Source organism: Ureibacillus chungkukjangi, assembly GCF_003217295.1.
Classification (GTDB): Bacteria; Bacillota; Bacilli; order Bacillales_A; family Planococcaceae; genus Ureibacillus; species Ureibacillus chungkukjangi.
Window position 1 is genome coordinate 38,963 of sequence record NZ_QJTJ01000015.1, and the last position, 24,835, is coordinate 63,797.

The 24,835-nt window shown below is 38.3% G+C and carries 24 protein-coding genes; 22 read left to right on the top strand and 2 right to left on the bottom strand.

Annotation, left to right across the window (positions count from 1 at the left end; genetic code table 11):
- Positions 1-966: 966 nt before the first annotated feature.
- The 3 genes from BJ095_RS11680 (at position 967) to BJ095_RS11690 (ending at position 3,649) form a co-directional block, all read left to right on the top strand.
- Positions 967-1,365 (top strand): MerR family transcriptional regulator, encoded by a 399-nt coding sequence (locus BJ095_RS11680; protein WP_107935339.1) that lies wholly within the window; start codon positions 967-969, stop codon positions 1,363-1,365.
- A 50-nt stretch (positions 1,366-1,415) separates the two neighbouring features.
- The gene (glnA, locus tag BJ095_RS11685) at positions 1,416-2,750 is read left to right on the top strand and encodes a type I glutamate--ammonia ligase (protein ID WP_107935340.1); all 1,335 of its coding nucleotides are present in this window, start codon (positions 1,416-1,418) and stop codon (positions 2,748-2,750) included.
- A gap of 209 nt (positions 2,751-2,959) precedes the next feature.
- Positions 2,960-3,649 (top strand): TlpA family protein disulfide reductase, encoded by a 690-nt coding sequence (locus BJ095_RS11690; RefSeq protein WP_107935341.1) that lies wholly within the window; start codon positions 2,960-2,962, stop codon positions 3,647-3,649.
- A 313-nt stretch (positions 3,650-3,962) separates the two neighbouring features.
- On the opposite strand, the gene BJ095_RS11695 is transcribed toward BJ095_RS11690, so the two are convergent.
- A complete protein-coding gene (locus BJ095_RS11695) occupies positions 3,963-4,739 on the bottom strand; it encodes an enoyl-ACP reductase FabI (RefSeq protein WP_107935342.1) in 777 nt (258 codons plus the stop codon).
- A gap of 235 nt (positions 4,740-4,974) precedes the next feature.
- Between BJ095_RS11695 and BJ095_RS11700 the strand changes: the two genes are divergently transcribed.
- On the top strand, positions 4,975-5,316 hold the full coding sequence (locus BJ095_RS11700) for a PadR family transcriptional regulator (protein WP_107935343.1): 342 nt from the start codon (positions 4,975-4,977) through the stop codon (positions 5,314-5,316).
- Positions 5,300-5,971, top strand: a complete 672-nt coding sequence (locus BJ095_RS11705; protein WP_181418053.1) for a DUF1129 family protein — start codon at positions 5,300-5,302, stop codon at positions 5,969-5,971. The genes BJ095_RS11700 and BJ095_RS11705 overlap by 17 nt, the downstream gene beginning before the upstream one ends.
- Before the next feature lie 85 nt (positions 5,972-6,056).
- Here BJ095_RS11705 and BJ095_RS11710 read toward each other — a convergent pair whose 3' ends face one another.
- Positions 6,057-6,305 (bottom strand): ferredoxin, encoded by a 249-nt coding sequence (locus tag BJ095_RS11710; RefSeq protein ID WP_107935345.1) that lies wholly within the window; start codon positions 6,303-6,305, stop codon positions 6,057-6,059.
- A gap of 105 nt (positions 6,306-6,410) precedes the next feature.
- On the opposite strand from BJ095_RS11710, the gene BJ095_RS11715 reads away from it, so the two are divergent.
- The 17 genes from BJ095_RS11715 to BJ095_RS11795 all read left to right on the top strand — a co-directional run bounded on the left by BJ095_RS11715 (position 6,411) and on the right by BJ095_RS11795 (position 24,794).
- Positions 6,411-7,460, top strand: coding sequence for a helix-turn-helix domain-containing protein (locus BJ095_RS11715; protein WP_107935346.1), 1,050 nt, complete (start codon positions 6,411-6,413; stop codon positions 7,458-7,460).
- Entirely contained in the window at positions 7,450-8,895 is a 1,446-nt protein-coding gene (locus tag BJ095_RS11720) for a RecQ family ATP-dependent DNA helicase (RefSeq protein ID WP_107935347.1), read from the top strand. The genes BJ095_RS11715 and BJ095_RS11720 overlap by 11 nt, the downstream gene beginning before the upstream one ends.
- A gap of 157 nt (positions 8,896-9,052) precedes the next feature.
- Entirely contained in the window at positions 9,053-9,691 is a 639-nt protein-coding gene (locus BJ095_RS11725; RefSeq protein WP_107935348.1) for a LysM peptidoglycan-binding domain-containing protein, read from the top strand.
- Between the two features lie 231 nt (positions 9,692-9,922).
- Complete coding sequence (locus BJ095_RS11730) at positions 9,923-10,702, top strand: metallophosphoesterase (protein ID WP_235867652.1); 780 nt, start codon at positions 9,923-9,925, stop codon at positions 10,700-10,702.
- Between the two features lie 113 nt (positions 10,703-10,815).
- Entirely contained in the window at positions 10,816-11,781 is a 966-nt protein-coding gene (locus BJ095_RS11735; RefSeq protein WP_107935349.1) for a YpdA family putative bacillithiol disulfide reductase, read from the top strand.
- Between the two features lie 216 nt (positions 11,782-11,997).
- Positions 11,998-12,969, top strand: coding sequence for a TAXI family TRAP transporter solute-binding subunit (locus tag BJ095_RS11740; RefSeq protein WP_107935350.1), 972 nt, complete (start codon positions 11,998-12,000; stop codon positions 12,967-12,969).
- Positions 12,956-13,426, top strand: coding sequence for a DUF1850 domain-containing protein (locus tag BJ095_RS11745; RefSeq protein ID WP_107935351.1), 471 nt, complete (start codon positions 12,956-12,958; stop codon positions 13,424-13,426). The genes BJ095_RS11740 and BJ095_RS11745 overlap by 14 nt, the downstream gene beginning before the upstream one ends.
- 8 nt (positions 13,427-13,434) lie before the next feature.
- The gene (locus BJ095_RS11750; protein ID WP_107935385.1) at positions 13,435-15,432 is read left to right on the top strand and encodes a TRAP transporter permease; all 1,998 of its coding nucleotides are present in this window, start codon (positions 13,435-13,437) and stop codon (positions 15,430-15,432) included.
- Positions 15,433-15,741: 309 nt separating this feature from the next.
- Positions 15,742-16,710 carry a fumarylacetoacetate hydrolase family protein gene (locus tag BJ095_RS11755; protein WP_107935386.1) on the top strand — a complete coding sequence of 323 codons (969 nt, stop codon included), beginning with the start codon at positions 15,742-15,744 and terminating at the stop codon, positions 16,708-16,710.
- 68 nt (positions 16,711-16,778) lie between these two features.
- Positions 16,779-17,636 (top strand): alpha/beta fold hydrolase, encoded by an 858-nt coding sequence (locus tag BJ095_RS11760; protein WP_107935352.1) that lies wholly within the window; start codon positions 16,779-16,781, stop codon positions 17,634-17,636.
- Between the two features lie 40 nt (positions 17,637-17,676).
- Positions 17,677-18,876 (top strand): acyl-CoA dehydrogenase family protein, encoded by a 1,200-nt coding sequence (locus BJ095_RS11765; protein WP_107935353.1) that lies wholly within the window; start codon positions 17,677-17,679, stop codon positions 18,874-18,876.
- 60 nt (positions 18,877-18,936) lie between these two features.
- A complete protein-coding gene (locus BJ095_RS11770) occupies positions 18,937-19,926 on the top strand; it encodes a VOC family protein (protein WP_107935354.1) in 990 nt (329 codons plus the stop codon).
- Between the two features lie 37 nt (positions 19,927-19,963).
- Complete coding sequence (locus BJ095_RS11775; protein ID WP_107935355.1) at positions 19,964-20,443, top strand: flavin reductase family protein; 480 nt, start codon at positions 19,964-19,966, stop codon at positions 20,441-20,443.
- A 17-nt stretch (positions 20,444-20,460) separates the two neighbouring features.
- Positions 20,461-21,252 carry a 2-keto-4-pentenoate hydratase gene (locus BJ095_RS11780; RefSeq protein WP_107935356.1) on the top strand — a complete coding sequence of 264 codons (792 nt, stop codon included), beginning with the start codon at positions 20,461-20,463 and terminating at the stop codon, positions 21,250-21,252.
- A complete protein-coding gene (locus BJ095_RS11785) occupies positions 21,249-22,127 on the top strand; it encodes an acetaldehyde dehydrogenase (acetylating) (RefSeq protein WP_107935357.1) in 879 nt (292 codons plus the stop codon). The genes BJ095_RS11780 and BJ095_RS11785 overlap by 4 nt, the downstream gene beginning before the upstream one ends.
- A 14-nt stretch (positions 22,128-22,141) precedes the next feature.
- Complete coding sequence (gene dmpG, locus BJ095_RS11790; RefSeq protein ID WP_107935358.1) at positions 22,142-23,149, top strand: 4-hydroxy-2-oxovalerate aldolase; 1,008 nt, start codon at positions 22,142-22,144, stop codon at positions 23,147-23,149.
- A 448-nt stretch (positions 23,150-23,597) separates the two neighbouring features.
- Entirely contained in the window at positions 23,598-24,794 is a 1,197-nt protein-coding gene (locus BJ095_RS11795) for an MFS transporter (RefSeq protein ID WP_107935359.1), read from the top strand.
- Positions 24,795-24,835: the final 41 nt, after the last annotated feature.

The window sequence follows — 24,835 nt, forward strand, 5'->3', positions numbered from 1 at the left end:
AGGTGGAAGTTTGGCGGTCGTTTGTTGGATGCTGGTACTTGATTATGGTGTTCGTTGAGGTGGTGGTAAACTTCTTCAAGCTTAAACTTGCTTTAGAAGGTAACAAAAGAGATAGTATTGCGATGTGCAAGCGGGAACACGCTTCGGATGGTAGTGAGATTGGGGGTATTGCGACAATCCAAGAGGAAGCAAGCCTCGAAAGGTAGAAAAGCCCGAGTTATTGAGACGATTCAAGAGTGACCGAGCTTCGGAAGGTGGTAAAGCCCGAGTTATTGCGACAATCCAAGCTGAACCGAGCTTCGAAAGGTAGAAAAGCGAGAGTTATTGCGACGTCACAAGAGTGACCGAGCTTCGGAAGGTGGTAAAGCCCGAGTTATTGCGACAATCCAAGCTGAACCTAGCCTCGAAAAGTAGAAAAGCGAGAGTTATTGCGACGTCACAAGAGTGACCGAGCTTCGGAAGGTGGTAAAGCCCGAGTTATTGCGACAATCCAAGCTGAACAGAGATTCGAAAGGTAGAAAAGCCCGAGTTACTGCGACGTCACAAGAGTAACCGAGCTTCGAAAGGTAGAAAAGCGAGAGTTATTGCGACGTCACAAAAGTACTCAAGCTTCGGATGGTAGCAAAGCAAGCAATCCCCCGAAAGAACAAAAGATGCCACATAATCCATCTAAAACATTAAAATTCTAGAAAAAACGCTCCCATGTCATGCCTTTTCCAATATAAATATCAATATCTCACACAAAATGAAAGCTCCTTGTGAACTGCGATTAGGCAAAAAGACTATCCAGTGTATCTTCCTATAACTAGCTCAAAATTCAACAAATCCTTACAGCCAGTAAGCTTTTCCTATTATCTAAAAATTAGATTAATAAAATCTAATTTTTGTATGTTATTTTTTCTAACATCGTATTGCTATTATAATTAACATAGTTTAGAATAAACGTATGAAAGGGAGGAGATGTCGATGAGTCGAGAGTTTCGAAGAGCTATGCCGTTACTCCCTATTAGCATGGTAATGCAATTAACGGAGTTGACTGCGAGACAAATTCGATATTACGAGGAACATAAACTAATTGAACCTGCTAGATCAGAGGGCAATCGTAGAATGTTCTCACTTGACGATGTAGATGCATTGTTAGAAATTCGCGAACTTCTTGACCAGGGTATCAACATGGCAGGAATTAAAAAAGTGTTCGATATGAGAAAAAATAACAACAATGTGAAATCTTCTAACAAAATGGCAATTTCAGATTCAGAGCTTCGCGCGATATTACGTGAAGAAATGCAGCAAGCCCAGATTATGCAAAAAGCATCATTAAGGCAAGGAGATTTATCTCGCTTCTTCCAAGCGAAGGGTGAGTAAATTATATTTTAAATTTTTTAATAATTTTAAATATTAGGAGAGTGGATTAATTGGTTAAGTACACAAAAGAAGACATTAGACAAATCGTGAAAGATGAAGGCGTAAAATATATTCGTCTACAATTTACTGACATTCTAGGTACTATTAAAAACGTAGAAATTCCATTAAGCCAATTAGATAAAGCCCTTGATGATAAAATGATGTTTGATGGATCGTCAATCGAAGGTTTCGTGCGTATTGAAGAATCAGATATGTATTTAAAACCAGATTTAGATACATTCGTAATTTTCCCTTGGACTGCTGAAAAAGGCAAAGTAGCTCGACTTATCTGTGACATCACAAACCCAGATGGAACACCGTTCGCTGGTGATCCACGTGCAAACTTAAAACGTGTATTAGCTAACATGGAAGAGTTAGGCTTCACAAGCTTTAACTTAGGGCCTGAGCCAGAGTTCTTCTTATTCAAATTAGATGAAAAAGGTGAACCAACATTAGAATTAAATGATGATGGTGGTTACTTTGACTTAGCACCAACTGACCTTGGCGAAAACTGCCGTCGTGATATCGTGTTAGAGCTTGAGGAAATGGGCTTTGAAATCGAAGCTTCTCACCATGAGGTTGCTCCTGGTCAACACGAAATCGACTTCAAATATGCAAACGCTGTTGAAGCATGCGACAACATCCAAACGTTCAAGCTAGTTGTTAAAACAATTGCGCGTAAACATGGTTTACATGCAACATTCATGCCAAAACCATTATTCGGTGTAAACGGTTCAGGTATGCACTCTAACTTATCATTATTCAGTGGCGATAAAAATGCATTCTGGGATCCAGAAGCTGACTTAGAGCTTTCTGAAACAGCTCGTCAATTCATGGCTGGTATTATGAAGCATGCGAAAGCGTTCACTGCTGTAACAAACCCAGTTGTAAACTCGTATAAGCGTTTAGTACCAGGCTATGAAGCGCCATGTTACATCGCTTGGTCAGCTCGTAACCGTTCACCATTAATTCGTATTCCAGCATCTCGTGGTCTTTCAACTCGTGTTGAGGTTCGTTCTGTAGACCCAGCTGCTAACCCATACTTAGCAATGGCTGCTCTATTAGAAGCTGGTTTAGATGGTATCCGTAACAGTTTAACTCCTCCAGCTCCAGTGGATCGCAACATTTATGTGATGAATGCTGCAGAGCTTGAAGAAAACGGGATTAGCAGCTTACCAGGTTCATTACTTGAAGCTTTAGCAGAGTTAGAAAAAGATGAAGTAATTAAAGGTGCTCTTGGAGAACACATCTACGCTAACTATAAAGAAGCAAAAGAAATTGAATACGATATGTTCCGTACAGCTGTTCACCCATGGGAACGTGATCAATATTTAAAAATGTACTAATCTTTAAGGGTTAATGAAGCCGTCTCTTTTTTGAGACGGTTTTTATTATGTTTCAAGATACTTTTATAGGGCAAGCTCATTGAATTTCCCACCAAAGAAAGGCGGGTGGAATTATCTAATTAGTGCAATGCAAATTAGATAATCGCTCATTTTACTAGGTTTCGTTCATATACTTGTAGAAGAATGAGTTTGAAAGTTAGGTGGATGGTATGCCAAGAAAAATAGTAAATATTTGTTTTGCGCTAATTGTTTTAGTTGCTCTAATTTATTCGATTTCGTCCCATTTTTATTCGAAAAATCATAGACAGCTGGATGTGGTGTTCGATGAGGATTTATCAACCTCTCTTGAACAAGCTGTTAGTCAGCAGCCTTTAGTTGATGAGGGTGAGCAGGTTGTAGAGTACCGGTCGATTGATGAGTCGGAATTTTATGAACAAGGTCATGATCACGAGCATGAACAGGAAACAGAGGTAAGGGCACTCAATGTGAAAGCGCCAAATTTCGAATTGAAAAATTTAAACGGTGAAAAGGTTATGCTATCTGATTTAAAAGGGAAAAAGGTTTTTATTAATTTTTGGACAACTTGGTGTCCTCCCTGTGTGAAGGAAATGCCGACAATTCAAAAATTCTATGAAGAGCATGCCCAAAAGGAGGGTATAGAAATTCTCGCGGTTAATGTTACGGATCAGGAATTGAAGGTAGATCATGTAAAGCAGTTTGCACATGAATACAGTATCAGTTTTCCTATTTTGCTAGACGATAAAGGAGATGTGTCAATCAACTACGAGGTTCTGTCCATTCCAACAAGTGTGATTATTAACGAAGAGGGAATGATTATCGAGCAAATAGTGGGACCAGTAACGGAGGAAATGCTAGTCTCGAAATTGTTAAGCTCATAATAGCTTGGGGAAAGGGGCTCGAACAATTGATTTTGGGGACATGGATTCCGAAACCGTTTTATGTGAGCACAAATCCTTTTATGTAATCGTAAACGTATCTAAGTGATTACATATTCATCCAAATGATTCCAAAACCAGCCCCATGATTATAAACGCATCTAATCACATATTTACCCAAATGATCACAATAGCATCTATACAATCACAAATCCACCCAAGCACTCATGCCTACACAATCAACCCAGCCTCACTCAAGACCATTCAAAAAAAGGACTAGCAATCTGCATTATGCAAATCGCTAGTCCTATTTACTTTATCCGATAATATTGTAGCCAGAGTCTACGAAGATTGTTTCGCCTGTTACGCCACGTGATAGGGCGCTTAGCATCACTAGAGTCATATCGGCTACTTCCTCTTGGTTTGTGTTGCGCTTTAATGGTGATTCTTCTTCAATTTTGTGAAGGATTGTGTTGAAGCTAGGGACACCTTTTGCAGCTAGTGTGCGGATGGCACCTGCTGAGATGGCGTTAACGCGAATGCCTTCTGCGCCAAGGTCTGCTGCTAGGTAGCGCATTGCTGCTTCAAGTGCTGCTTTTGCTACACCCATGACATTGTATCCGTCAAGAACACGTTGTCCGCCTAAGTAACTCATTGTTACGATTGAGGCACCTTCAGTCATGAACGGACGGGCAGCGTTAGCTACTGCGACTAATGAGTAGGCGCTTGTATCCTGTGCAAATGCATAGCCTTCACGAGTTGTTTCTACAAAGCGGTTTTTTAAGTCTTCTGCATGGGCAAACGCAACAGAGTGAACGATTCCGTGAACCGATCCAAATTGTTCGCCGATCTGTGCGAATGCTTTCGTGATGCTTTCATCACTATTCACATCACACTCAATAACTGCAGTTTTATAGTCTGTATAATTTTCTAGTACTTTTTCAATTTTCCCTTTAGAACGTTCTTTTCGGTAAGTGAAAATCACATTTGCCCCAACTTCTAGAAGTCTTTTAGCAATTCCCCAAGCAATGCTGCGCTCATTGGCAACTCCCATTACAACGATATTTTTGTCCTTCAATTGTAATAAATCCATCCGATGATCCCCTTTGCTAAATAAATTTACATCAGTTATTAGTACCAACTACTAAATTAAATATTAACATTTCATTCCAAGAAAATCAATAAGAGAATAGTAGCTTGCAATGCAAAGTAGTTGACCGCTATTATGCTTTGCAATATACTGAAGGTAGCTAGTTGATATTGCAAGATAGCTCCTGAATTACATATTGAGCTTAATAGACAATTTAAAAAATAGTGAGGTGAGCGGTTTGTCTATTCGAAGCCAGCTATTAAAGGGAATTTTAGACGGATGTGTGTTGGCAATTATTGAAAAAGAAGAAATCTATGGATATGAATTATCTCAGAAATTACAGCAATATGGCTTAAAGGATATAAGTGAGGGAACGATTTACCCGGTTTTATTGCGCTTACAAAAAAGCCAATGGATTGTAGGGACAATGCGACCATCTGATAGTGGACCCAATCGAAAGTATTACTCTCTGACGAAGGAGGGAAAGGAAAACTTGGATTTAATCCGGAATGAATGGGATTTACTGAGCTCCCCAATTACAAAAATATTAAGAGGTGATGAGGATGCAATTAACGGTTAAAGAGCTGATTGAACATAATAATGAAAAACGTAAAAATTTAACCTCAGAAAACAGTGAGTATTATCAGAATCTGCTTGTGTATATTCGTACAAATGCCTTAAAAAGTGAACGTGCCACAGAGGAGGTTTTACTAGAAATGCTGGATCATTTACTCGAGGCACAAAGAGAAGGGAAGAGTGCCGAGGATGTTTTTGGCAAAACACCAAAGGAACTAGCAGAAGAAATTATCGAAACACTGCCGAAGGAGTCATTTAAATCAAAGCTCGATTTTATACTCGAAATAGGGTTTATGCTATTCGGCTGGTACCTAGTAATCACAGGGATCCCTCCTTTCATTAGTCAAGAAGAGCAAACGGTATACTTAGGTACGCTTCTACTTTCAGGTTTTTTATTAATCGGTAGTATTACTACTTTAATGTTCCTTGTATTTGGATTTCTTAAAAGCACTGCCTTCAAGGATAAAAGCAAGAAAAACAAGGTTAACTGGCTCCTTGTAATACTATTCGTTTTATTTTTCATCGGGGGGATTGGCGCAAATGTGATGTTAGAGCCGTTTGGACCAAGCTTTACAGTTTCCTATATATTACCATTCGGTTTAGGCTGTTTCTTTTTACTTGCCGCGTATTTATTCAAGAAATCAAGAGAATCGAAATAAAACTCAGCTGAAGGTTTCGAGGATTCTTTAACACTATTAATTACATTCAAAAAAAAGAGGTTGGGCAATTGCCAACCTCTTTTAATTATTCATATTTTAAAGCGTCGCCTTCGAATGATTCATCTGCTACTTTGATAGAATCAGTTGGGCAGCCTTCAAATGCATCCTGCATGTCCTCTAGTAAATCTTCTGGTACTTCGGCTGTACCCATGTTATCATCAATAATAACGAAGGCAATACCTTCATCATCATAATCATAAATATCTGGGGCTGCAGCACCACAAGCGCCACAAGCAATACATGTATCTTTATCTACAATTGTAAATTTTGGCATGTTTTTCTCTCCTTTTTCACGTGCGCTTCCAATTAAAGCTTCTTTTCTATTCTAAATCTGTTTAAATTACTTTTCAACCTAATAGTTCGAAATGGAGGGTTGATTTTGTTATTCCAATTCCAACAAATTCTTTTACAAATATTCCACAAATTTAATCAAGAACGCACCATCTCCGCACCGTTTCATCTTCTTAGAGGGAAACGATCAGGTCAAACTGTGCAGGATGTTGGGATTTACCAATTACATAGCTATTTTGGGATTCTGCCAAAATTATCAAGAAAAAAGTATGATGAGGAATTGTCAATCTTTGTGAATGAGCAATTCATCCTTATTAAAGAGGACGGATATTACGAGTTAACTGAAAAAGCCTTTGAGCATTTAAAAAAATCGCAAGAGCTTGTATTTGATGGCTGGCATTACCGAGGAAATGAACATGTATTTTTTGCTCGATTATCACTTGTTGTCCAGTCATTATCTCATCATTTAGCAGGTAAAATGTCATTTATTCCTTATCAAAAGGATGAGCAGATTCAGCAATGGGTGAGAATGTTTTTGAAAACAAATCATTATCAGGATGGGCAATTACAGCAAAAATTATTAAAGGAAATTCTTAATAGTCTAGAACACATAGCTATGGAAGATCGTGCAAAGAATATACTTATTTATCGACTTTCAGGCTATAATGCGGCTGGTTTTACATGGCAACAAATTAGCTTTGAAGAAAATCTGAAGGAAATGGATTTACAGTTAATTTATATTGCTTCCTTACATAGCTGGTTAAATGCAATTTTTCTTCAAGTAGAAGAATTTCCATTATTGCTTCAAATGGTGGAAAATATTCGAGTTAAAAATCCTTTAAGTGGATCTGCTTTTCAAACTGCAGAGCTCTTTTTTAATGGCCATTCAATGGAGCAGATTAGCAGGAAGCGCGGCTTGAAAATGAGTACGATTGAAGATCATATGGTGGAATTGGCTATGAATGACCCACAGTTTGACGTTGAACAATTCGTTTCAAATGAGGATGTACAAGCTGTTTTAGCAGCAGTTGATGATTATAATACTCGAAAGCTAAAGGTATTACATGAGGTTGTACCACAGCTTTCCTATTTTCAACTGAGACTTGTACTAGCAAGAGGTGAACGTGTTGAAGCTTGAGGATATATTAAATAAATATTTCGGTTATTCGGCTTTTCGTCCAGGGCAAAGGGAAGTAATTGAAAAGGTGCTTGATGGAAAAGATGTCATTGCCTTACTTCCAACTGGAATGGGGAAATCTCTTTGTTATCAGCTGCCGGGATATATCTTTGATAAGCCGGTGCTTATTGTTTCTCCGCTACTATCGTTAATGCAGGACCAAGTCGATCAAATGAAGCAATTTAAAGAGAAGCGTGTAGTTGCACTTAATTCTTTTTTAAATCCAATGCAAAAAAGAGCGTCCATTCAAAACTTACATGACTATCGCTTTATATTTATTTCTCCTGAAATGCTTCTACAGGAGCAGGTTCAGCAAAAGTTGAATTCAATGGAGCTTTCTTTAATTGTAGTCGATGAAGCCCATTGTATTTCCCAATGGGGCTTTGATTTTAGACCCGATTATTTGCGTATTGGTCAGGTACTTGGAAAACCAAATCGACCACCAATCATGGCATTATCTGCAACGGCGACACAAAAGGTACTTGGGGATATCGAAGCCTATTTGAATATGGACAGCCCATATAAATTTATTCACTCTGTTGATCGACCGAATATTCACTTGGGTAAAATGCTGTTTCAAGGAAGAGAAGAAAAAATTGAGTGGATACTTGATCACGTAACAAAAACAGCAGGACCTGGCATTATTTACACACAGTCTCGGTTAAAAACAGAAAGCCTCAGCCAACGATTACTTCAGTCTGGCGTTACAACTGCAGCATACCATGGTGGAATGGATCCGTTAGATAGACAATTTATTCAGCAGCAGTTTATAGATGGATCTCTTGATTGGATTGTAGCGACGAATGCTTTTGGGATGGGTGTTCATAAGCAAAATGTACGGCAGGTAATCCATGAATCACTTCCTTCTAATATGGCCAATTACATGCAGGAAATTGGTCGTGCAGGAAGAGATGGCGAGGATTCCCTTGCGATTTTGCTGTATGCAGAGGGTGATGAGGAACTTGCGAAATTTGTTGGTATTGATGATTACCCAGTGGATGCACATGTTGATAGCTATATAAGCTACAGGAGCAGAAACGAGCTACCTACCTCGATGATTCATAATGGTGAAATTTCGGAAACGGCTTTTCGTGTATTGGATTATTGGATGAATCAGCTTCAGCCAGCTGATGTAAAGCAGCGATTATCCTCCATGAAATATGAGAAGATGAGAGCTGTTGAAGAAGTGATGGATTTAATCGAAACAAATACGTGCATGAGAGAACAACTGGTCCATTATTTCGGTCAAACCTTAGAAAATAGACCAGAAGATTGTTGCCAGTGCTGTGGTCTACAGTATGAAAATATCATTCGAGTGCGTGAAATAATAGATGCACCTTCTAAAGAACTAAACTGGAAAAGAAGAATTGAGCAGCTGCTGATAGGATTCTCATAACTTTTAAAATAATTCTATAGCGATTGTCCTAGTTTTCCATATTCTGCAGGATTTATTAAATAATCGACATAAATCTCTTAAAATTTCCAACACTATCATTTACTTTTTAGAGAAATTTCGTCATAATTAGAGAAAGATAGTGTTGGAGGTGGTACTCATGAGTAATGAAGATTACAGAGAGAAAATTGAAGAGCATCGTCAATCAATTGAATTAGAAGAACAGCAAAGCTCTAGAATGTCACGCTCACGTCAAGTAGGTAAAAAGAAAAAGAAAAACAGAAAAAACCCGTTATTAAATATTCTATTATTTGTACTACTAGGTATTCCTTTTTCGTTATTAATCTACGTATCTTTCTTCTATCATCCTGAGGTTATTGAAACAGCAGAGATGGCAGAGAATGGTTCTTTAGTAGAGGTACAAACGAATAATACGGTTTCTTCTAGCGGTAAACAAAAGGTAGAACCTAAAATAGAAGAAACTGATAGTGAACCTACAGAAGTCAACAAAGTAAGCACAGATAGTCAAGACGAAGAAGCAAAGCAAGCTGAAATAGAAGCTGCAAAAAAAGCAGAGCAAGCAAGACTTGATGAAGAGAAGCTTGCAAAGCAGCAAAAAGAGCAAAAGCAGCAAGAACAAGTAGCTAGTAGTAAAACGCACACAGTGCAAGCGAACGAGAACTTATTCCGAATCGCCTTAAAGTATTATGATGATGCAAGTGGTGTTGATAAAATTATAGAAGCTAATAATTTACCTTCAAACAGCATTTCTGTTGGACAAACCCTGATCATTCCGTAGCATGAGCAAAAAATAAATTCTAGAGTAGACTATTGGAAGGTGTAAACCGTTCCTATAGTCTTTTTTTTCTTATTAAAATGCATGGTGAAGATCCATGTAAGACGATTTATATAAGGAATATGGTAAAATATTGTGAAGAAATCTTCCGTGTTTTATTAATGCAATCCTAGAGATAAAAACACTAGGATTCATTTAAGTATTACGTAATTCCTTGAGAAAGGGTGAGTTAATATGTTTGAGCTGTTCGTCGTGGTAGTTATTCTTGTCCTTATGTTTTTTCTTTTTATGCTCAAGCAGGCTTCGGAAAATAATGTCCTTTACCATGATGTCCCGTTGGATGGGGAAAGGGAGCAAGCGTCTTTATTTTTCATTTCAGACGTCCATTTAAGAAAAATAAATGAAGGTATGATTGAAAATATAAATGCCAAAGTGGATGCAGTCATTATTGGTGGTGATTTTTGTGATAAACGGACTCCAATTGAGCGGATTTATGACAATGTTCAGGTACTGCAAAAATTAGGACCTGTTTATTTTGTCTGGGGAAATAATGATCGCGAGGTTGGTGAGGCTAGATTACGTGAAATTTTCAAAGAAACCAACGTAACTATCATAGAGAATGATGCTGTTTTACTACCTACCTTAAGCAATCGTTGCTGGCTAAGTGCTATTGATGATACTTCCTCAAGAAATGTCCATTATGAACGGGCATTTGAAAGCTGTCGAAAGGGTGATAATGTTGTTTTTATCTCCCATAATCCAGAGGTTTTTCCAACGGTTCGTAGCAAATACCATACTGATCTAATGATGGGTGGTCATTTACATGGTGGTCAAATTCGTTTTGGGCCGTATGGGATTCATCCTCATGGGTCATTTTCGATGCGAGAAGCAGTCGCTACACTCATTAGTAATGGCTATGGAACTACCATGCTTCCTCTAAGGCTTGGAGCAAAGCCGCAATGTCATGTTGTCAATCTACATTTTAAAAGAAATGCGAAATCAAATAAAAAATAGCAGTATACTAAGAATAGGTTTTTAAACTGCTCATAAAATTTGGGAGCAGTTAAGAAAATGAAGCACTTTTTGTTGTAAATGAAAAGTGGAATTTTCTAAAGGAGATGTAAAGAATGCAAAATGTTGATGCGATTATAGTAGGGGGAGGTCCCTGTGGATTATCAGCTGCGATTGAACTAGCAAATATCGGTTTGAAGCCAATTGTTATTGAGAAGGGGAATATAGTTAATGCGATTTATAACTATCCAACACATCAAACCTTCTTTAGTTCAAGTGAAAATTTAGCCATTGGAGATGTTCCATTTCTAATAGAAGAACGTAAACCACGTAGAAATCAAGCGCTTGTGTATTATCGTGAAGTTGTCAAAATGAAGAATGTTCAAGTGAACCGATTTGAGAAGGTAAACTCTGTAGTCAAAGAGTCAAATGGAAATTTTACAGTTACAACGGATAAAGAGGTATATGAAACCCATTATGTGGTATTGGCAACTGGTTATTACGATCAACCAAACTATATGGATATTCCTGGTGAGGATTTACCAAAGGTCCATCATTATTTTAAAGAAGCACATCCCTTCTTTGATACGGATGTATTAGTTATCGGTGGTAAAAACTCAAGCGTGGACGCGGCTTTGGAATTACATAAAGCAAAGGCTCGTATTACTGTGGCCTACCGTGGTAGTGACTATTCTCCATCGGTTAAACCATGGATTTTACCTGAATTTGCTGCTCTTGTACGAAATGAAGAGATTACAATGCATTTTAATACAATTGTAAAAGAAATTCGTGAAAATGAAGTAGTTTTATCGGTGGATGGGGAAGAAAAGGTCATACCAAATGATTTTGTTTTTGCGATGACAGGCTATCATCCTGACCATCAGTTTGTGCGAGCGATGGGTGTAACCATTGATGACGAAACAGGAAGACCGCAGTATAATCCAGAAACAATGGAAACGAATATAGAAAATCTCTTTATAGCTGGTGTTTTAGCAGCAGGTAATAATGCCAATGAGATTTTTATTGAAAATGGCAGATTCCATGGCGGATTTATAGCAAATCATATTAGTTCAAAAAAATAAGAAATTTCATCTTAAGCAGTTCAGAAAAATAGAATCTGAACTGCTTTTTTCATTAAAAAAGTGCAGCTAAAGAAATCAGAAAATTTAAAATAATTACAAAAGCATTTTTATATTTCTGAAAATTTTATATAATGAATAAAGTTGCATCTTTGGTTTTTCCTGGTAGTAAAAATCTAGTGGATGTAACAAGAGATAACTATAATAGGGGGTTATATTATGAAGAAAATTACTCTACTTTCATCTTTAGCTTTAGCAGCATTTTTAGCGGGCTGTAGCTCAGATGATGCAGGTAATTCAACAGAAAAATCAGGGGAAGGCTTAGACACAAACATCGTAACGATTGGTACTGGGGGGGCAAGTGGTCCTTATAACATTTTAGGTACAACACTTGCAGATACATATACATCTGAATTCGATGTTAACTCTAGAACGCAAACTACTGGAGCATCAGTTGAAAATATTAACTTATTATCCCAAGGGAAAATAGAAATGGCTTTCGTAATGAGTGATGCATTATCTCAAGCATTAGCAGGAGAGGTTTCGTTCACTGAGCCTGTAGACAACATTTCACAAGTTGCAACGCTATATCCAAACGTTGTTCAAATTATTACTAAAGAAGGCTCAGGCATTAAAACGATTGAAGATTTAAAAGGAAAACGTGTAGCAGTAGGGGACCAAAACTCTGGAGTTGAGGTAAATGCGCGCCAGCTTTTAGAAGGTCATGGAATTACTTATGATGACATTCAAGTGGACTACCTTGGATACGCTGAAGCAGCAAGTGGCCTATCAGCAGGTACAATTGATGCAGCATTCTTAACAAGCGGACTTCCAAATGCCTCGGTATTGGAATTATCTGAAACACTTGGAATTGAACTAGTTTCAGTAGAAGCAAGTAATGTTGAGGAAATTGCAAAAGAATTCCCATACTTCATCTCTTATGAAATTCCAGCAAATACGTATGGAAACGCAGAGCCGATTATGACTGCAGCAGTTCCAAATGCTTTAGTTGTAAGAACGGATATGAGTGAAGAGGATGTCTACAATCTAACAAAAACAATTTTTGATAACTTAGACAAACTAGAAAATTCCCATCAGGCAGCCAAAGAAATTACGTTAGAAGGGGCGCAGGAAAGTGTAATTGCACCACTTCACCCAGGAGCTAAGAAATACTTCGATGAGCAAAAGTAAGAAAAAATGGTGGTTTTGGAGTATAGGGTTACTTATACTCCTCAACTTCTTTTTTATAAGGGTTCCTGTTTTTGCATTTGAATTTGAAGATAAGACCTACTATCTAAAAAGTAATCACTTTGATTTATCTTGGATCCATTCTGTCGAGAAGGAGGAATGGATAGAAACCTATCAACAAAACGGTGAGCAAATGCTCCTAACTGAAACTCATTTTAAAACATTTGGTGCAGGTGTTCCAAGCCAATCAAAAGATGTCTCCATTGAGGATGGTTTTGTGAAAATGCAAATTAACCAGCTCTTTAAAGAATTAAATTTAACTGTTTCATCGAATGTGAAAACTACAATTATTGTAGATGAGCAAGAAATACCGTTGTATAAGTATACGGACGATTACTCTATGGTACATATATTTATAGAAAAACTGCCTATCTGGAAATTAGCTAAAGGAGGCTTCTAATCTTGCAAATTAAAGAAAAAGATACACCTATTATCGAAGAAGCAAATGCAGTGAATGTACAAGAAGTCTTAGAAAAATATGATAGTGATTCCCAAGTGAGAAAACCAAAGAACAAGTCACTTGTGTGGATTATTTCGATTCTAGCAATTTTATTTTCAGCTTTTCATTTGTATACAACATTCCAACCACTACCTACATTGCAGCAGCGTGCAGTTCACTTATTATTTGGGATGGCATTAGTTTATTTAATCTATCCCACATTTAAAAAGCAGGATCGCTCGAAAATTCCATTTTATGATTGGATTTTGTTTGCGTTAAGTATCGTTTCCTGTGGTTATCTGTTTGTTGAATATAATGACATTATGACAACACGTGGTGGTATTGCCAATACAACCGATATCGTAATGGCTATTCTAACGGTACTTTTAGTATTAGAAACTGCACGTCGGGTTACAGGAATTATATTACCGATTTTAGCTCTAATTTTTTTATCTTATCCATTCTTCAGTCATGCTGAGTGGCTACCAAGAATGCTGATGACGCGTCAATTTGACCTTGGAGACATCTTCGGCCAATTATTCTTAAAAACAGAAGGATTATTCTCTACTGCAATAGGGGCTTCTGTTCAATTTATATTCTTATTTATTTTATTTGGTGCCTTTCTATCGAAATCTGGAATGGGGCAATTTTTCAATGATTTAGCTTTAGCATTGGCAGGACATAAACAAGGTGGTCCTGCAAAAGTAGCTGTTATTTCAAGTGCATTTATGGGAAGTATTAATGGTTCAGCTGTTGCTAACGTTGTTGGTACAGGGGCTTTCACAATTCCTCTTATGAAAAAAATTGGCTATGAGAAGAACTTTGCCGGTGCTGTAGAAGCAAGTGCTTCAATTGGTGGACAAATTTTACCGCCAGTTATGGGTGCGAGTGCCTTCATAATGGCAGAAACGACGGGGATTTCTTATGGAACGATTGCTCTTGCGGCGATTTTACCTGCGCTATTATATTTCATGGGTGTTATTATGCAGGTCCATTTCCGTGCTGGCCGAAGTAATTTAAGTGGAATTCCAAAGCCAGATCTTCCACGTGTCAAGGAAGTAATGAAAGAGGGCGGGCATTTAATCTTACCGCTGATTGGTCTAGTAGTGCTACTTGGCTCAGGAGTACCAGTTGCTTATTCTGCGTTTTATACAATTATATTAACAGTTATAGTTGCAGCTTTAAGAAAATCAACTCGTATGTCTCTAAAAGATATTATATTTGCTTTAGAGGATGGAGCGAGACAATCTTTATCCACAATTATTGCCTGTGGTGTAGTAGGAATTGTAATTGGTGTTGTTAACCTAACAAGCTTTGGTTCAACTTTAACCTCTGCCATTATGGAAATTGGAGCAGGAAGTCTTTTCTTAACATTGTTCTTAACGATGATTGCATCTATCATTTTAGGAATGGGTCTTCCATCGATTCCGGCTTATATTATTACTGCTACGATGGCAGCACCAGCTTTAGCTGAATTTGGTATTCCAATTTTAATTGCTCATATGTTTGTATTCTACTTTGGTATTTTTGCGAACATTACACCGCCAGTAGCACTTGCATCCTTCGCTGGAGCAGGTCTTTCTGGTGGAAGTCCGATGAAAACTGGCTTTATATCACTTAGATTAGCTCTTGCTGGGTTTATCGTACCGTATCTGTTTGTTTATGAACCAGCATTATTATTAATCGATCCAACAGGTCTACCTTTAAATGCAGTTGATATACCAATGGCAGCACCACTTGATATTGCTGTAGTTGCGTTTACATCCATTGTTGGTGTTATCGGAATTGGTGCAGCAATTGAAGGATATTTTTCAACTCATATGAATATGATTACTCGGATTGTGTTGGCAATTGGCTCATTAATGATGCTAATACCAGAGCCAATTACAGATATTGCAGGGACAGTTCTTGTTTTAGCTATCTTTGCTCTGAACTATTTTCAAAATAAAAAAAGAGTAGCTTTATAGTTTCTTAAGCTGTAAGTAAAGTCGATTCGTTTCGATTTTATTTACGGTTTTTTGTTTGGAATAAAAAGTTCCTTTGATAGAGGTAAGAGATTTTTCCGTAAGTTTTTAACAGAAAACGATACATGTTTAGGAAACAATTTACCGATTTTCCAAAAAATATTGATTATTTAAAATATTGAATATAAAATTCAAATAACAGATGTAAGCGCTTATAACAGATTTTCAGAGTATCTATTCTTCATACTTTATAAATACATACAGCATGTTTGTTTATAAAGTAAATTTTGAGAGGTGGGAAACCAATTGGGGATGAAGTTTGCACGCTTTAAAAGAAACGAAGAATTATTTTTAGGAGTTGTTGAGGATAATAAAATCTATAAACTCCAAACCAATCCAGATAGTTTTGAAAAGTTTTTAGAGATTGCTTTAGTAGAGGCAAAAGCTTCAGTGGAAGAAAAAAATTTAGAGGAAGTTGAGCTTTCTGATGTAGTGCTATTATCACCAATACCAACTCCATCACAAATTATTTGCCAGGGTGTTAACTACTCAATTCATAGACAAGAGACAGGTATGGATGATCAAAAGCCACCATTTAATATGATTTTTAGTAAGGCGCCAAGTTCTGTTTGTGGTCCTAACGATGCCATTATGCGTCCCGACAATGTAAAGCTGCTAGATTATGAGATTGAGCTGGGGCTAGTAATCCGAAAGCCAATTACACAGGACACAGTCATTACTGAGGATAATTTTTTAGATTATATAGCTGGGTTAGTGTTAACGAATGATATTTCTGCAAGAGACGTGCAACTTACTCAGCTTCAATGGTTAAAAGGGAAAAGCTACCGTACGTTTTGCCCAGTAGGACCTTATTTCTATTTACTAGAGCAGGAGGATGTAGCAAAAATAGCAGATCTTAAGCTAGAGCTGAGGGTGAATGGGGAAATTCGACAAGAGGCTAGTACAGACCAATTGCTTTATAAACCAATTGAAACCTTAAACGAACTAGCACAAATTATGGATCTTCAAGCCGGAGATTTAGTGTTAACAGGTACACCAGGGGGAGTCGCAATGCAGCTATCAGCAGATGAAATGAACTGCATGACAAGCCTTGTTTCGAAATTTGGTGAAAAGGTTGAAGTAATTCAAAGGCAGCATACACTGGGGAACTATTTGAAGGATGGAGACATTATTGAAGCAACAATTGCTAGTACGGATGGTTCCATCGATTTAGGAAAGCAGCAAAATGTTGTGAAGACTCTTCAATCGATTAGTGTTTAAGCAGATTTTAGGATTTTAGTAGTTTTTGAACTGCAATACAGTATTCAATTCATAAAAGGGGTGTTTTTATGTCGATTATTACACGCAAAGTAAAAACAGGAAACTTTGAAACTTTACTTCATGAGGGTGGCGCACATAACGAAGAAACGATTATCTTTATTCATGGTAGCGGCCCAGGAGCAAGTGCAAACTCAAACTGGAAGGATGTATTACCTCAATATGTAGACCAGTTCCATGTATTAGCAATCGATTTAGTTGGCTTCGGGGAAACAGACCATCCAACAGAATACCCTGCAAACGGTGTTGAATGGATGAACTGGCGAACTCAGCAAATATTCGATTTGATGGATGCTTTAGAAATTAAAAAAGCAAACCTTGTAGGAAATTCACTTGGTGGAGTTATTTCCTTATTCCTAGTAATGGATAGCCCAGAGCGTTTTAACCGTATTGTGTTAATGGGGGCAGGTGGTGGTTTAACAGAGCCAACTCCAGAGCTTGCTAAACTGGCAAACTTCCATAAGGACCCATCGCCAAAAGCCTTAAAGAATTTACTTAGCTGGTTCTTATATGATTCAACTGATATGGAAGATAAGCTGGATGAAATCGTAGCAACACGTATGGAGCTATTCAATCGTCCAGAGGTACGTAAATCCTACGAGGAGAATTTCACAAAATCGCATCTTGCAGATATGTTAGTTCCTCCTTCTGCATTAAAGCGTATGAAAAATGAATTTTTAATGATTCATGGCCATCAGGATCGTTTCGTACCACTTGCAAGCAGCTTATATATGCTGGATTATCTAGAAAATGCAGAACTTCATGTCTTTAAACGCTGCGGTCACTGGGCTCAAATCGAGCAAAAGGAGCAATTCCTAAAGTTAACCAAAGATTTCTTCTCTAAAACAAAAGAAGTAAGTCGCGTCTAACAGATAGAGAGATATCATTTTGAAGTAAGGGGTGGGGGATATGGAACAAACAATAATTGATACAAAAGAAATGCTAGTAGAACGTGCAAATGGGCTAATTCCTATGCTGAGAGAAAATGGTCTTAAAATCGATCAAACAAGTGAACTACCTGAAGTAATTATTGAGAAATTACGCTCTGAAGGATTACTGAAGGTTCTGCGTCCTCAAATGTTTGGTGGATATCAAACTGATATGCGAACGTATCTCGAGGTTGTTACTGCCATTTCGAGAGGGAACGGCTCAGCAGGATGGTTTGTTGCCTTAAGTAATATCCGTGATTATATGATCTCCTATGCTTTCGGTCGACAAGCACTAGAGGATATTTTTGGACCAAATCATGACCAGAATGTTATTTTAGCAGGTAATTTTAAACCGATTAAATTTGAAATGAAAAAGGTAGAGGGCGGTTATTTAATAGAAGAGGCTCAATGGCCATTCGTATCAGGTAGTCCCCATGCAGATTGGCTATACTTTGGTTTTCCATTAGCAGATGGTAATGGTGGGATGGAAATGGCTATTATGGTTGTTCCACGCCAGGATGCGATCGTTTTAGATGACTGGAATGTAATGGGCCTAAAAGGCTCTGGCAGTAATAGTGTTCGATTAGAAAATGTATTCGTACCAGAGCATCGAGTATCACTTGATCGTTTAGCAAATCAGGGTCATTACATGATTGAGGAATTGCGTGAGGTGCCATTATACCAAACACCTTTTGTCCCTTCACTTACATTGTCCATTGTAGCACCGGCCCTAGGCATTACAAAGGGTGCAATGGATTTGCACATGGAGCGTGTAGGGAAAGCGGGTATTGGAAATACATTCTATTCAAAAATGAATGAAGCACCAGTAACTCACTTACAGGTAGCACAGTCCCAATTGAAAATTGACCTTGCGGAGCTGCTTTTACACCATGCTGTAGATCTGTTAGATGAGTACTCGGAAAAAGGCCAAAAGCTAACTTTAGAAGAAGGCATTAAAGTAAAGGCTGAATTTGGTTATGTAAATCAGCTATGTAAGGAATCGATTGATTTAATGACTGCTGGAGCGGGATCGGTTTTCTCTTACAATAATAATTTATTCCAATTATTCTATCGGGACTTCTTATCTATGCATTTACATGGATTTATCACACCTTCTAGCTTAGTAGAAACATATGGACGTGTAATGTGCGGGCTAGAGCCGAATACGTATTTTGTCTAATCAAGGAAATGTTTAACAAAAGGGGCATAAATAGATTTATTTCTAAAGGGGGATATATAAATGAGTTACGTTAGAACACCTGAAATCGCAAAATTAGGACATTTTGGTTTAGTTTCAAAGGATTTAGAAAAATCTCTATGGTTTTTCAAAGAGGTTATTGGTCTAGAAGAAACAGAGGTTAAAGATGGAGTGCATTACTTAAGAGCGTGGGGAGATTTCGAGCATCACACTATGACTCTTCGACAAGGAGAAGAGTCTCATGTAGACCACATCGCTTGGCGTACAAAGCGTCCAGAAGATGTAGATGCATTTGCAAAGCAATTTGAGGAAGCTGGAACTGAAGTGCGCTGGGTTGAAGATGGTATAGAGGCTGGTCAAGGCCGTGCTTTCCGTTTTGAATTGCCAAGCGGTCACACATTTGAGGTTTACTTCGATATGGAAAAAACACTGGCTTCACCAGAATCTCGCTCTGTATTGAAAAATCAATCACATAAATCTTGGTCACGTGGTGTATCACCTAGACGAATCGACCATGTAAATATCCTTACTTCTTTACTTGCCAATGAATTATCGGACTTTTTACAGGATAATCTTGGCTTTAACTTACGTGAATGTGTGCAAACACCGGATGGTAATTTAGTAGGTGCTTGGTTAAGTGTAACACCATTAGTTCACGATATCGCAGTTAGTCATGACCCATTTGCTGCATCAACGCAGGAGATTCACCATGTAGCTTATTGGTTAGATAACTCTCAGGATTTATTGCGTGCAGCAGATATCCTAAAAGAGAGTGGCATGTCATTTAAAGGACCAGGTAAGCATGGTATTTCTCAAGCGATGTATATTTACGTAGTAGATCCAGGAAGTGGCGTACGAGTTGAGTTATTTACAAATGGATACTTGATCTTTGAGCCAGACTGGGAGCCAATTGTTTGGGGCTTAGATGAAATGGATTTAGGATTTACTTATTGGGGTGACCAAACAGATACAAAGCCAGAAAATAATCCGACAATCAAGGTGTATGATGACAAAAAATTCATTAGAAGCTAGAATTCGTCTTACTTCTAAACAATAGGGAGAGTTTGCGATGGAGGATCGATTATTTAGAGATGCTATGGGTAAGTTTGCAACTGGTGTAACAGTTGTAACGACCCAGTTTGAAAATGAATCCTTTGGTATGACAGCTAATGCATTTATGTCTGTTTCATTAGATCCAAAATTAGTTGTTATTTCGATTGGACATAAGGCTCGCTTTTTAACTAAAGTTCAAGAAAGTAAAAAGTTTGCTGTCAACATATTGGCTGCCGATCAAAAAGAGTACTCTATGGCTTTTGCTGGTCAACTAAAAGAGGAAATAACGATTAACTTTGAAGACCTTGCAGGACTACCTGTTTTACCAGGAGCTCTAGCACAGGTTAGCTGCGAAGTAATTTCAGAGCATGTTGAAGGTGACCATACTTTATTTATCGGTAAGGTGCTAGATATTAAGGTTACTGATGGAGAGCCATTAGTGTTCTACGCAGGCAAATATCGTGAGTTAGTTCAAAGCGAAATTAAAACAGTATAAAAAAAGGGGAGTATGGGATGAATATTCAAGCCGCTGCTAATGCTTTGCTAGAAGCAGAGAAAACGAAAACACCCATTTCCCCTTTCACTTCTCTAGTAGAGCAAATTACTGCTGGAGATGCTTACAGTATTCAGCTACAGGTGATTCAAACAAAAATTGAAGCTGGAGCAACAGTGAAGGGTATGAAAATTGGGTTAACAAGTAAAGCGATGCAAGAAATGTTAAACGTCTACACACCGGATTATGGACATATTTTGGATTCAATGGTCTATGAGCAAAATCAACCTGTTGATCTAACGCAATTTATTTCCCCAAAAGTGGAATTTGAAATTGCGTTTGTTTTGAAGGAGGATTTAAAAGGACCGAATTTAACAGCTGAGGATGTAATTCGAGCAACGGACTACGTTGTACCTGCTATTGAAATCATCGATAGCCGTATCAAGGATTGGAAGATTAAGTTTGAAGATACTGTAGCTGACAACGGTTCAAGTGCTGGCGCAGTGCTTGGAGCCACAAAAACACCGCTTGATGGCTTAGATTTAGCAGCAGTTGAAATGAAGGCCTATAAAAATAATGTACATTATGATTCAGCAACTGGTGCTGCTGTATTAGGAAACCCGGTTGAGGCAGTAGTATGGCTTGCAAATGAACTTGGCACATATGATATCAGCCTGAAAAAAGGTCAATTCATTTTAGCTGGAGCCTTATCAAAGGCAGTGGAAATAGCAGAGGGCGAGGAATATTCGGCAGACTTTGGAGTATTAGGCAAAGTGTCTGTTTCTTTTGTGAAAGCAGGTGTAACGAAATGAGAAAATGTAAAGTAGGCATTATCGGTTCAGGAAATATCGGAACAGATTTAATGTATAAGATTGTGCGTAGTGAAAACCTTGAAATGAGTGTAATGGTTGGAATTGATCCTGAATCTGACGGTTTAAAACGAGCGGCTGAGCGTGGTTATAAAGCGATTTCTACCGGTATTGATGGATTAATGGAATGCCTAGAATTAGTTGATATCGTATTTGATGCGACTTCCGCCTATGCCCATAAAAAGCATAGTGATCTACTTACAGCTGCAGGGAAGAAGGTTATTGATTTAACACCAGCGGCAATTGGTCCATTTACAGTACCATCCGTAAATTTATCTGAACATTTTGACAAAAATAATCTGAATATGGTGACCTGTGGTGGTCAGGCAACAATTCCTATGGTCAATGCCATTTCTAGAGTAGTGCCAGTGGAATACGCTGAAATCGTCGCAACAGTAGCGAGTAAAAGTGCTGGTCCTGGTACACGAGCGAATATCGATGAGTTCACACGTACGACATCCAAGGCAATTGAGCAGGTTGGAGGAGCAAAAAAAGGGAAGGCAATTATTATTTTAAACCCTGCAGAGCCTCCAATTATTATGCGTGATACGGTTAATGCGCTAGTTGAAGTAGAAGGCAAGGAAGAGGAAATCACTCAATCTATTTTGGAAATGGTAAAGGAAGTACAAAAGTATGTACCTGGTTACCGCTTAAGAGGAATACCTCAATTTGATGGACGCAAAGTTTCCGTTTTCCTAGAAGTAGAGGGAGCAGGAGATTACTTCCCACCTTATTCAGGTAACTTAGACATAATGACCGCAGCAGCTGCAAGAGTGGCAAATGAACTAGCGAAGCAATTAATTGCTGCAAACGTATAAGGAGGAATCGATTGATGGAACGATCAGTTAAAATATTAGATGTATCACTTCGCGACGGAAGCCACGCAATGAGACACTCCTTTACGGAAGAGCAGGTACGTGCAACCGCTAGAGGCTTAGACCAAGCAGGTGTGAGCTATTTTGAAGTAGCACATGGTGACGGCTTAGGTGGATCCTCCTTGCAATATGGTTTTTCCAAAGTAGATGAATTAAAGCTTATTGAAGCAGCTGCAGATGAGTGCGAAAATGCTAAGGTTTCTGTGTTATTAATTCCTGGAATCGGCATTAAAGAGGATTTACAGGATGCAGTAAAGGCTGGCGCAAAAATGGTCCGAGTTGCAACACATGTAACCGAAGCGGATGTTGCTGCACAGCATATCGCATTAGGACGCGAGCTGGGTTTAAAAACAGCTGGCTTCTTAATGATGGCTCATATGGCACCCGTAGAAAAAGTAGTGGAACAAGCCAAATTATTTGAAAGCTATGGTGCTGAAATCGTCTATGTTACTGACTCGGCCGGCTATATGCTTCCAGAGGATGTAACCGAACGAATTTCTGCATTGAAGCAGTCAATTGGCTGTGAAATCGGCTTCCATGCCCATAACAATCTGTCTATGGCGATGGCGAATACTGTTGCGGCTGTAAAAGCAGGTGCTACTTATATAGATGGTAGTTTAAGAGCATTAGGTGCCGGTAGTGGAAACACGCAAACTGAAGTGATGGTAGCTGTGATGGAGCGTCTTGGGTACAAAACAGGCATCGATCTATATAAAATTATGGATGTTGCCAATGATGTTGTTGCCCCATTCATGCAGCGTCCCCAGGAAATCACAGGCTCCAGCCTAATCATGGGCTACTCTGGCGTATACTCAAGCTTCTTGCTTCATACACAAGCAGCTGCCCAAAAATTTGGTATTGACGAACGCGACATCCTAGTTGAACTAGGGCGCCTAAAAGCAGTCGGCGGTCAAGAAGACCTGATCTACGACGTTGCCCAACAATTAGCATTAACAAGAGTATAACCATTTGCGAACCCCTTCAAATTGAAGGGGTTTTTGATTTGGAGTTGAGATGGGAGGGAGGTTTATGAGCGGATAGCGGGAACTGCGTGCACCAGATAAATGCAATCTGCATACCTATACCCCAATCCATCTACCGATCCCCAGAACTACTTGCAAATACTACATCCCCTCAAAAAAAACGCCACCCCTAGCTGACTTAAACTCTCCATATACTTTCCTAAAAAAACATATGTAGTAAAAAGTCCTAGATAAATAGTTAGAAATAGTAAAAAAATTACCGAGTTTCCAAATTTCATTGTAAAAGAAATGATACAAAACTATTATTAAATTAGTATTTGTAAGCGTTTTATTTCTAGTTAAATACAACATTTTGTAGGGGGTGATATCTCGTTGGGGGACGGGTTATGCAGTCGAACATGGTCAATAGGAAATAGAGGGGGTTTTTTGGATGGGTAAAGTAATAAATCGGAATTTCTTGAAATTTTTAATTGTTATTATTGCATTCCAAGATGTTGCAGCAGGTGTTGCTGGATCAATTATGGCAGATATTATCGCTGCCTTCCCGGATTATAATCCGACGATAGTTATGCTTGTTGCAACTTTCCCAGGGTTGATTCAAATTGTTCCTGCATTATTTTATGGGAAGCTAAGTGCAACCTTTAAAAAGAGAACACTATTATTTACAGGTTTAATTTTATTCATGATTGGTGGGGTAATGCCGTTCTTTATTGATAGTCTACCATTAATCATTGCTTTCCGTGGTCTTCTAGGGCTAGGGGTAGGGATTACAATGCCATTATCAGTTGATATTATTTCAGATTTCTTTGATGGAAGAGAACGTGATTTCCTTATTGGATTTGGTACTTCAACAATTGCTTGTATCGGGGCAATTTTCTTCCAGCTAGGTGGAGGGATTTTAGCGGATTCATTTGGCTGGCAATATGGATTCTTAACTTATTTATTCCCAATTTGGATTCTAGCTCTTACATTCTTATTCTTACCTGAACCTGAAAAACGAAAAATTGATGAAAATCAGCCTAAACAAAAGGTTAAAACACCAAGAGTCATTTATGCAGTATCTTTAGGTCAAATTATTTTCTCTGCTTTAGTTTATGGTTACGTAACGAATATCTCTGTAGTGATTCAAGGAGAGAATTTAGGGACGGCAACACAGGCTGGTATGGCGATTTCTGTATTCACATTTGGAACACTGCTGGCTGGGTTTGTATTTGGTCGCATTAAACATATAATTTCGGTTTCATATATACCATTAGCGGTCTTCTTAACTGGATTGGGCATGCTAATTTGCTTCTTCTCCCAAAGTCTAACAATGATTTTTGTTGGTAGTGTTATTGGTGGGGCTGGTATGGGAATTGGACTTCCGGGTGTGTTTGCTCGCGTTACAGAGGCGACTCCTAAAAATAGCAACACATCTTATGTAGGATTAGTAGTTGCTGCACAAGGTGTTGGCGGTATAATGGGGCCTTTCGTTTTTGCTTTGATTCTGGACGCTTTAAGTAAGGATATTGGGCGTTTCCCACTTGCTATTAGTGCGTTTGGTTTATTTGCTTTAGCTATAGTTTGGTTTGTACTGGTGAAACTTGCAAAACAGGCAAGCTCCCCAGACATTGAAGTGACAACATAATAACGAGATTTTGTTATGAAAAATGAGGCTACCTTCTAATC

Coding starts and splice junctions, on each gene's coding strand:
- BJ095_RS11680 (WP_107935339.1), top strand. CDS start 967: ATGAGTCGAGAGTTTCGAAGAGCTATGCCGTTACTCCCTATTAGCATG.
- BJ095_RS11690 (WP_107935341.1), top strand. CDS start 2,960: ATGCCAAGAAAAATAGTAAATATTTGTTTTGCGCTAATTGTTTTAGTT.
- BJ095_RS11695 (WP_107935342.1), bottom strand. CDS start 4,739: ATGGATTTATTACAATTGAAGGACAAAAATATCGTTGTAATGGGAGTT.
- BJ095_RS11705 (WP_181418053.1), top strand. CDS start 5,300: ATGCAATTAACGGTTAAAGAGCTGATTGAACATAATAATGAAAAACGT.
- BJ095_RS11710 (WP_107935345.1), bottom strand. CDS start 6,305: ATGCCAAAATTTACAATTGTAGATAAAGATACATGTATTGCTTGTGGC.
- BJ095_RS11725 (WP_107935348.1), top strand. CDS start 9,053: ATGAGTAATGAAGATTACAGAGAGAAAATTGAAGAGCATCGTCAATCA.
- BJ095_RS11730 (WP_235867652.1), top strand. CDS start 9,923: ATGTTTGAGCTGTTCGTCGTGGTAGTTATTCTTGTCCTTATGTTTTTT.
- BJ095_RS11735 (WP_107935349.1), top strand. CDS start 10,816: ATGCAAAATGTTGATGCGATTATAGTAGGGGGAGGTCCCTGTGGATTA.
- BJ095_RS11740 (WP_107935350.1), top strand. CDS start 11,998: ATGAAGAAAATTACTCTACTTTCATCTTTAGCTTTAGCAGCATTTTTA.
- BJ095_RS11745 (WP_107935351.1), top strand. CDS start 12,956: ATGAGCAAAAGTAAGAAAAAATGGTGGTTTTGGAGTATAGGGTTACTT.
- BJ095_RS11755 (WP_107935386.1), top strand. CDS start 15,742: ATGAAGTTTGCACGCTTTAAAAGAAACGAAGAATTATTTTTAGGAGTT.
- BJ095_RS11760 (WP_107935352.1), top strand. CDS start 16,779: ATGTCGATTATTACACGCAAAGTAAAAACAGGAAACTTTGAAACTTTA.
- BJ095_RS11765 (WP_107935353.1), top strand. CDS start 17,677: ATGGAACAAACAATAATTGATACAAAAGAAATGCTAGTAGAACGTGCA.
- BJ095_RS11770 (WP_107935354.1), top strand. CDS start 18,937: ATGAGTTACGTTAGAACACCTGAAATCGCAAAATTAGGACATTTTGGT.
- BJ095_RS11775 (WP_107935355.1), top strand. CDS start 19,964: ATGGAGGATCGATTATTTAGAGATGCTATGGGTAAGTTTGCAACTGGT.
- BJ095_RS11780 (WP_107935356.1), top strand. CDS start 20,461: ATGAATATTCAAGCCGCTGCTAATGCTTTGCTAGAAGCAGAGAAAACG.
- BJ095_RS11785 (WP_107935357.1), top strand. CDS start 21,249: ATGAGAAAATGTAAAGTAGGCATTATCGGTTCAGGAAATATCGGAACA.
- dmpG (WP_107935358.1), top strand. CDS start 22,142: ATGGAACGATCAGTTAAAATATTAGATGTATCACTTCGCGACGGAAGC.
- BJ095_RS11795 (WP_107935359.1), top strand. CDS start 23,598: ATGGGTAAAGTAATAAATCGGAATTTCTTGAAATTTTTAATTGTTATT.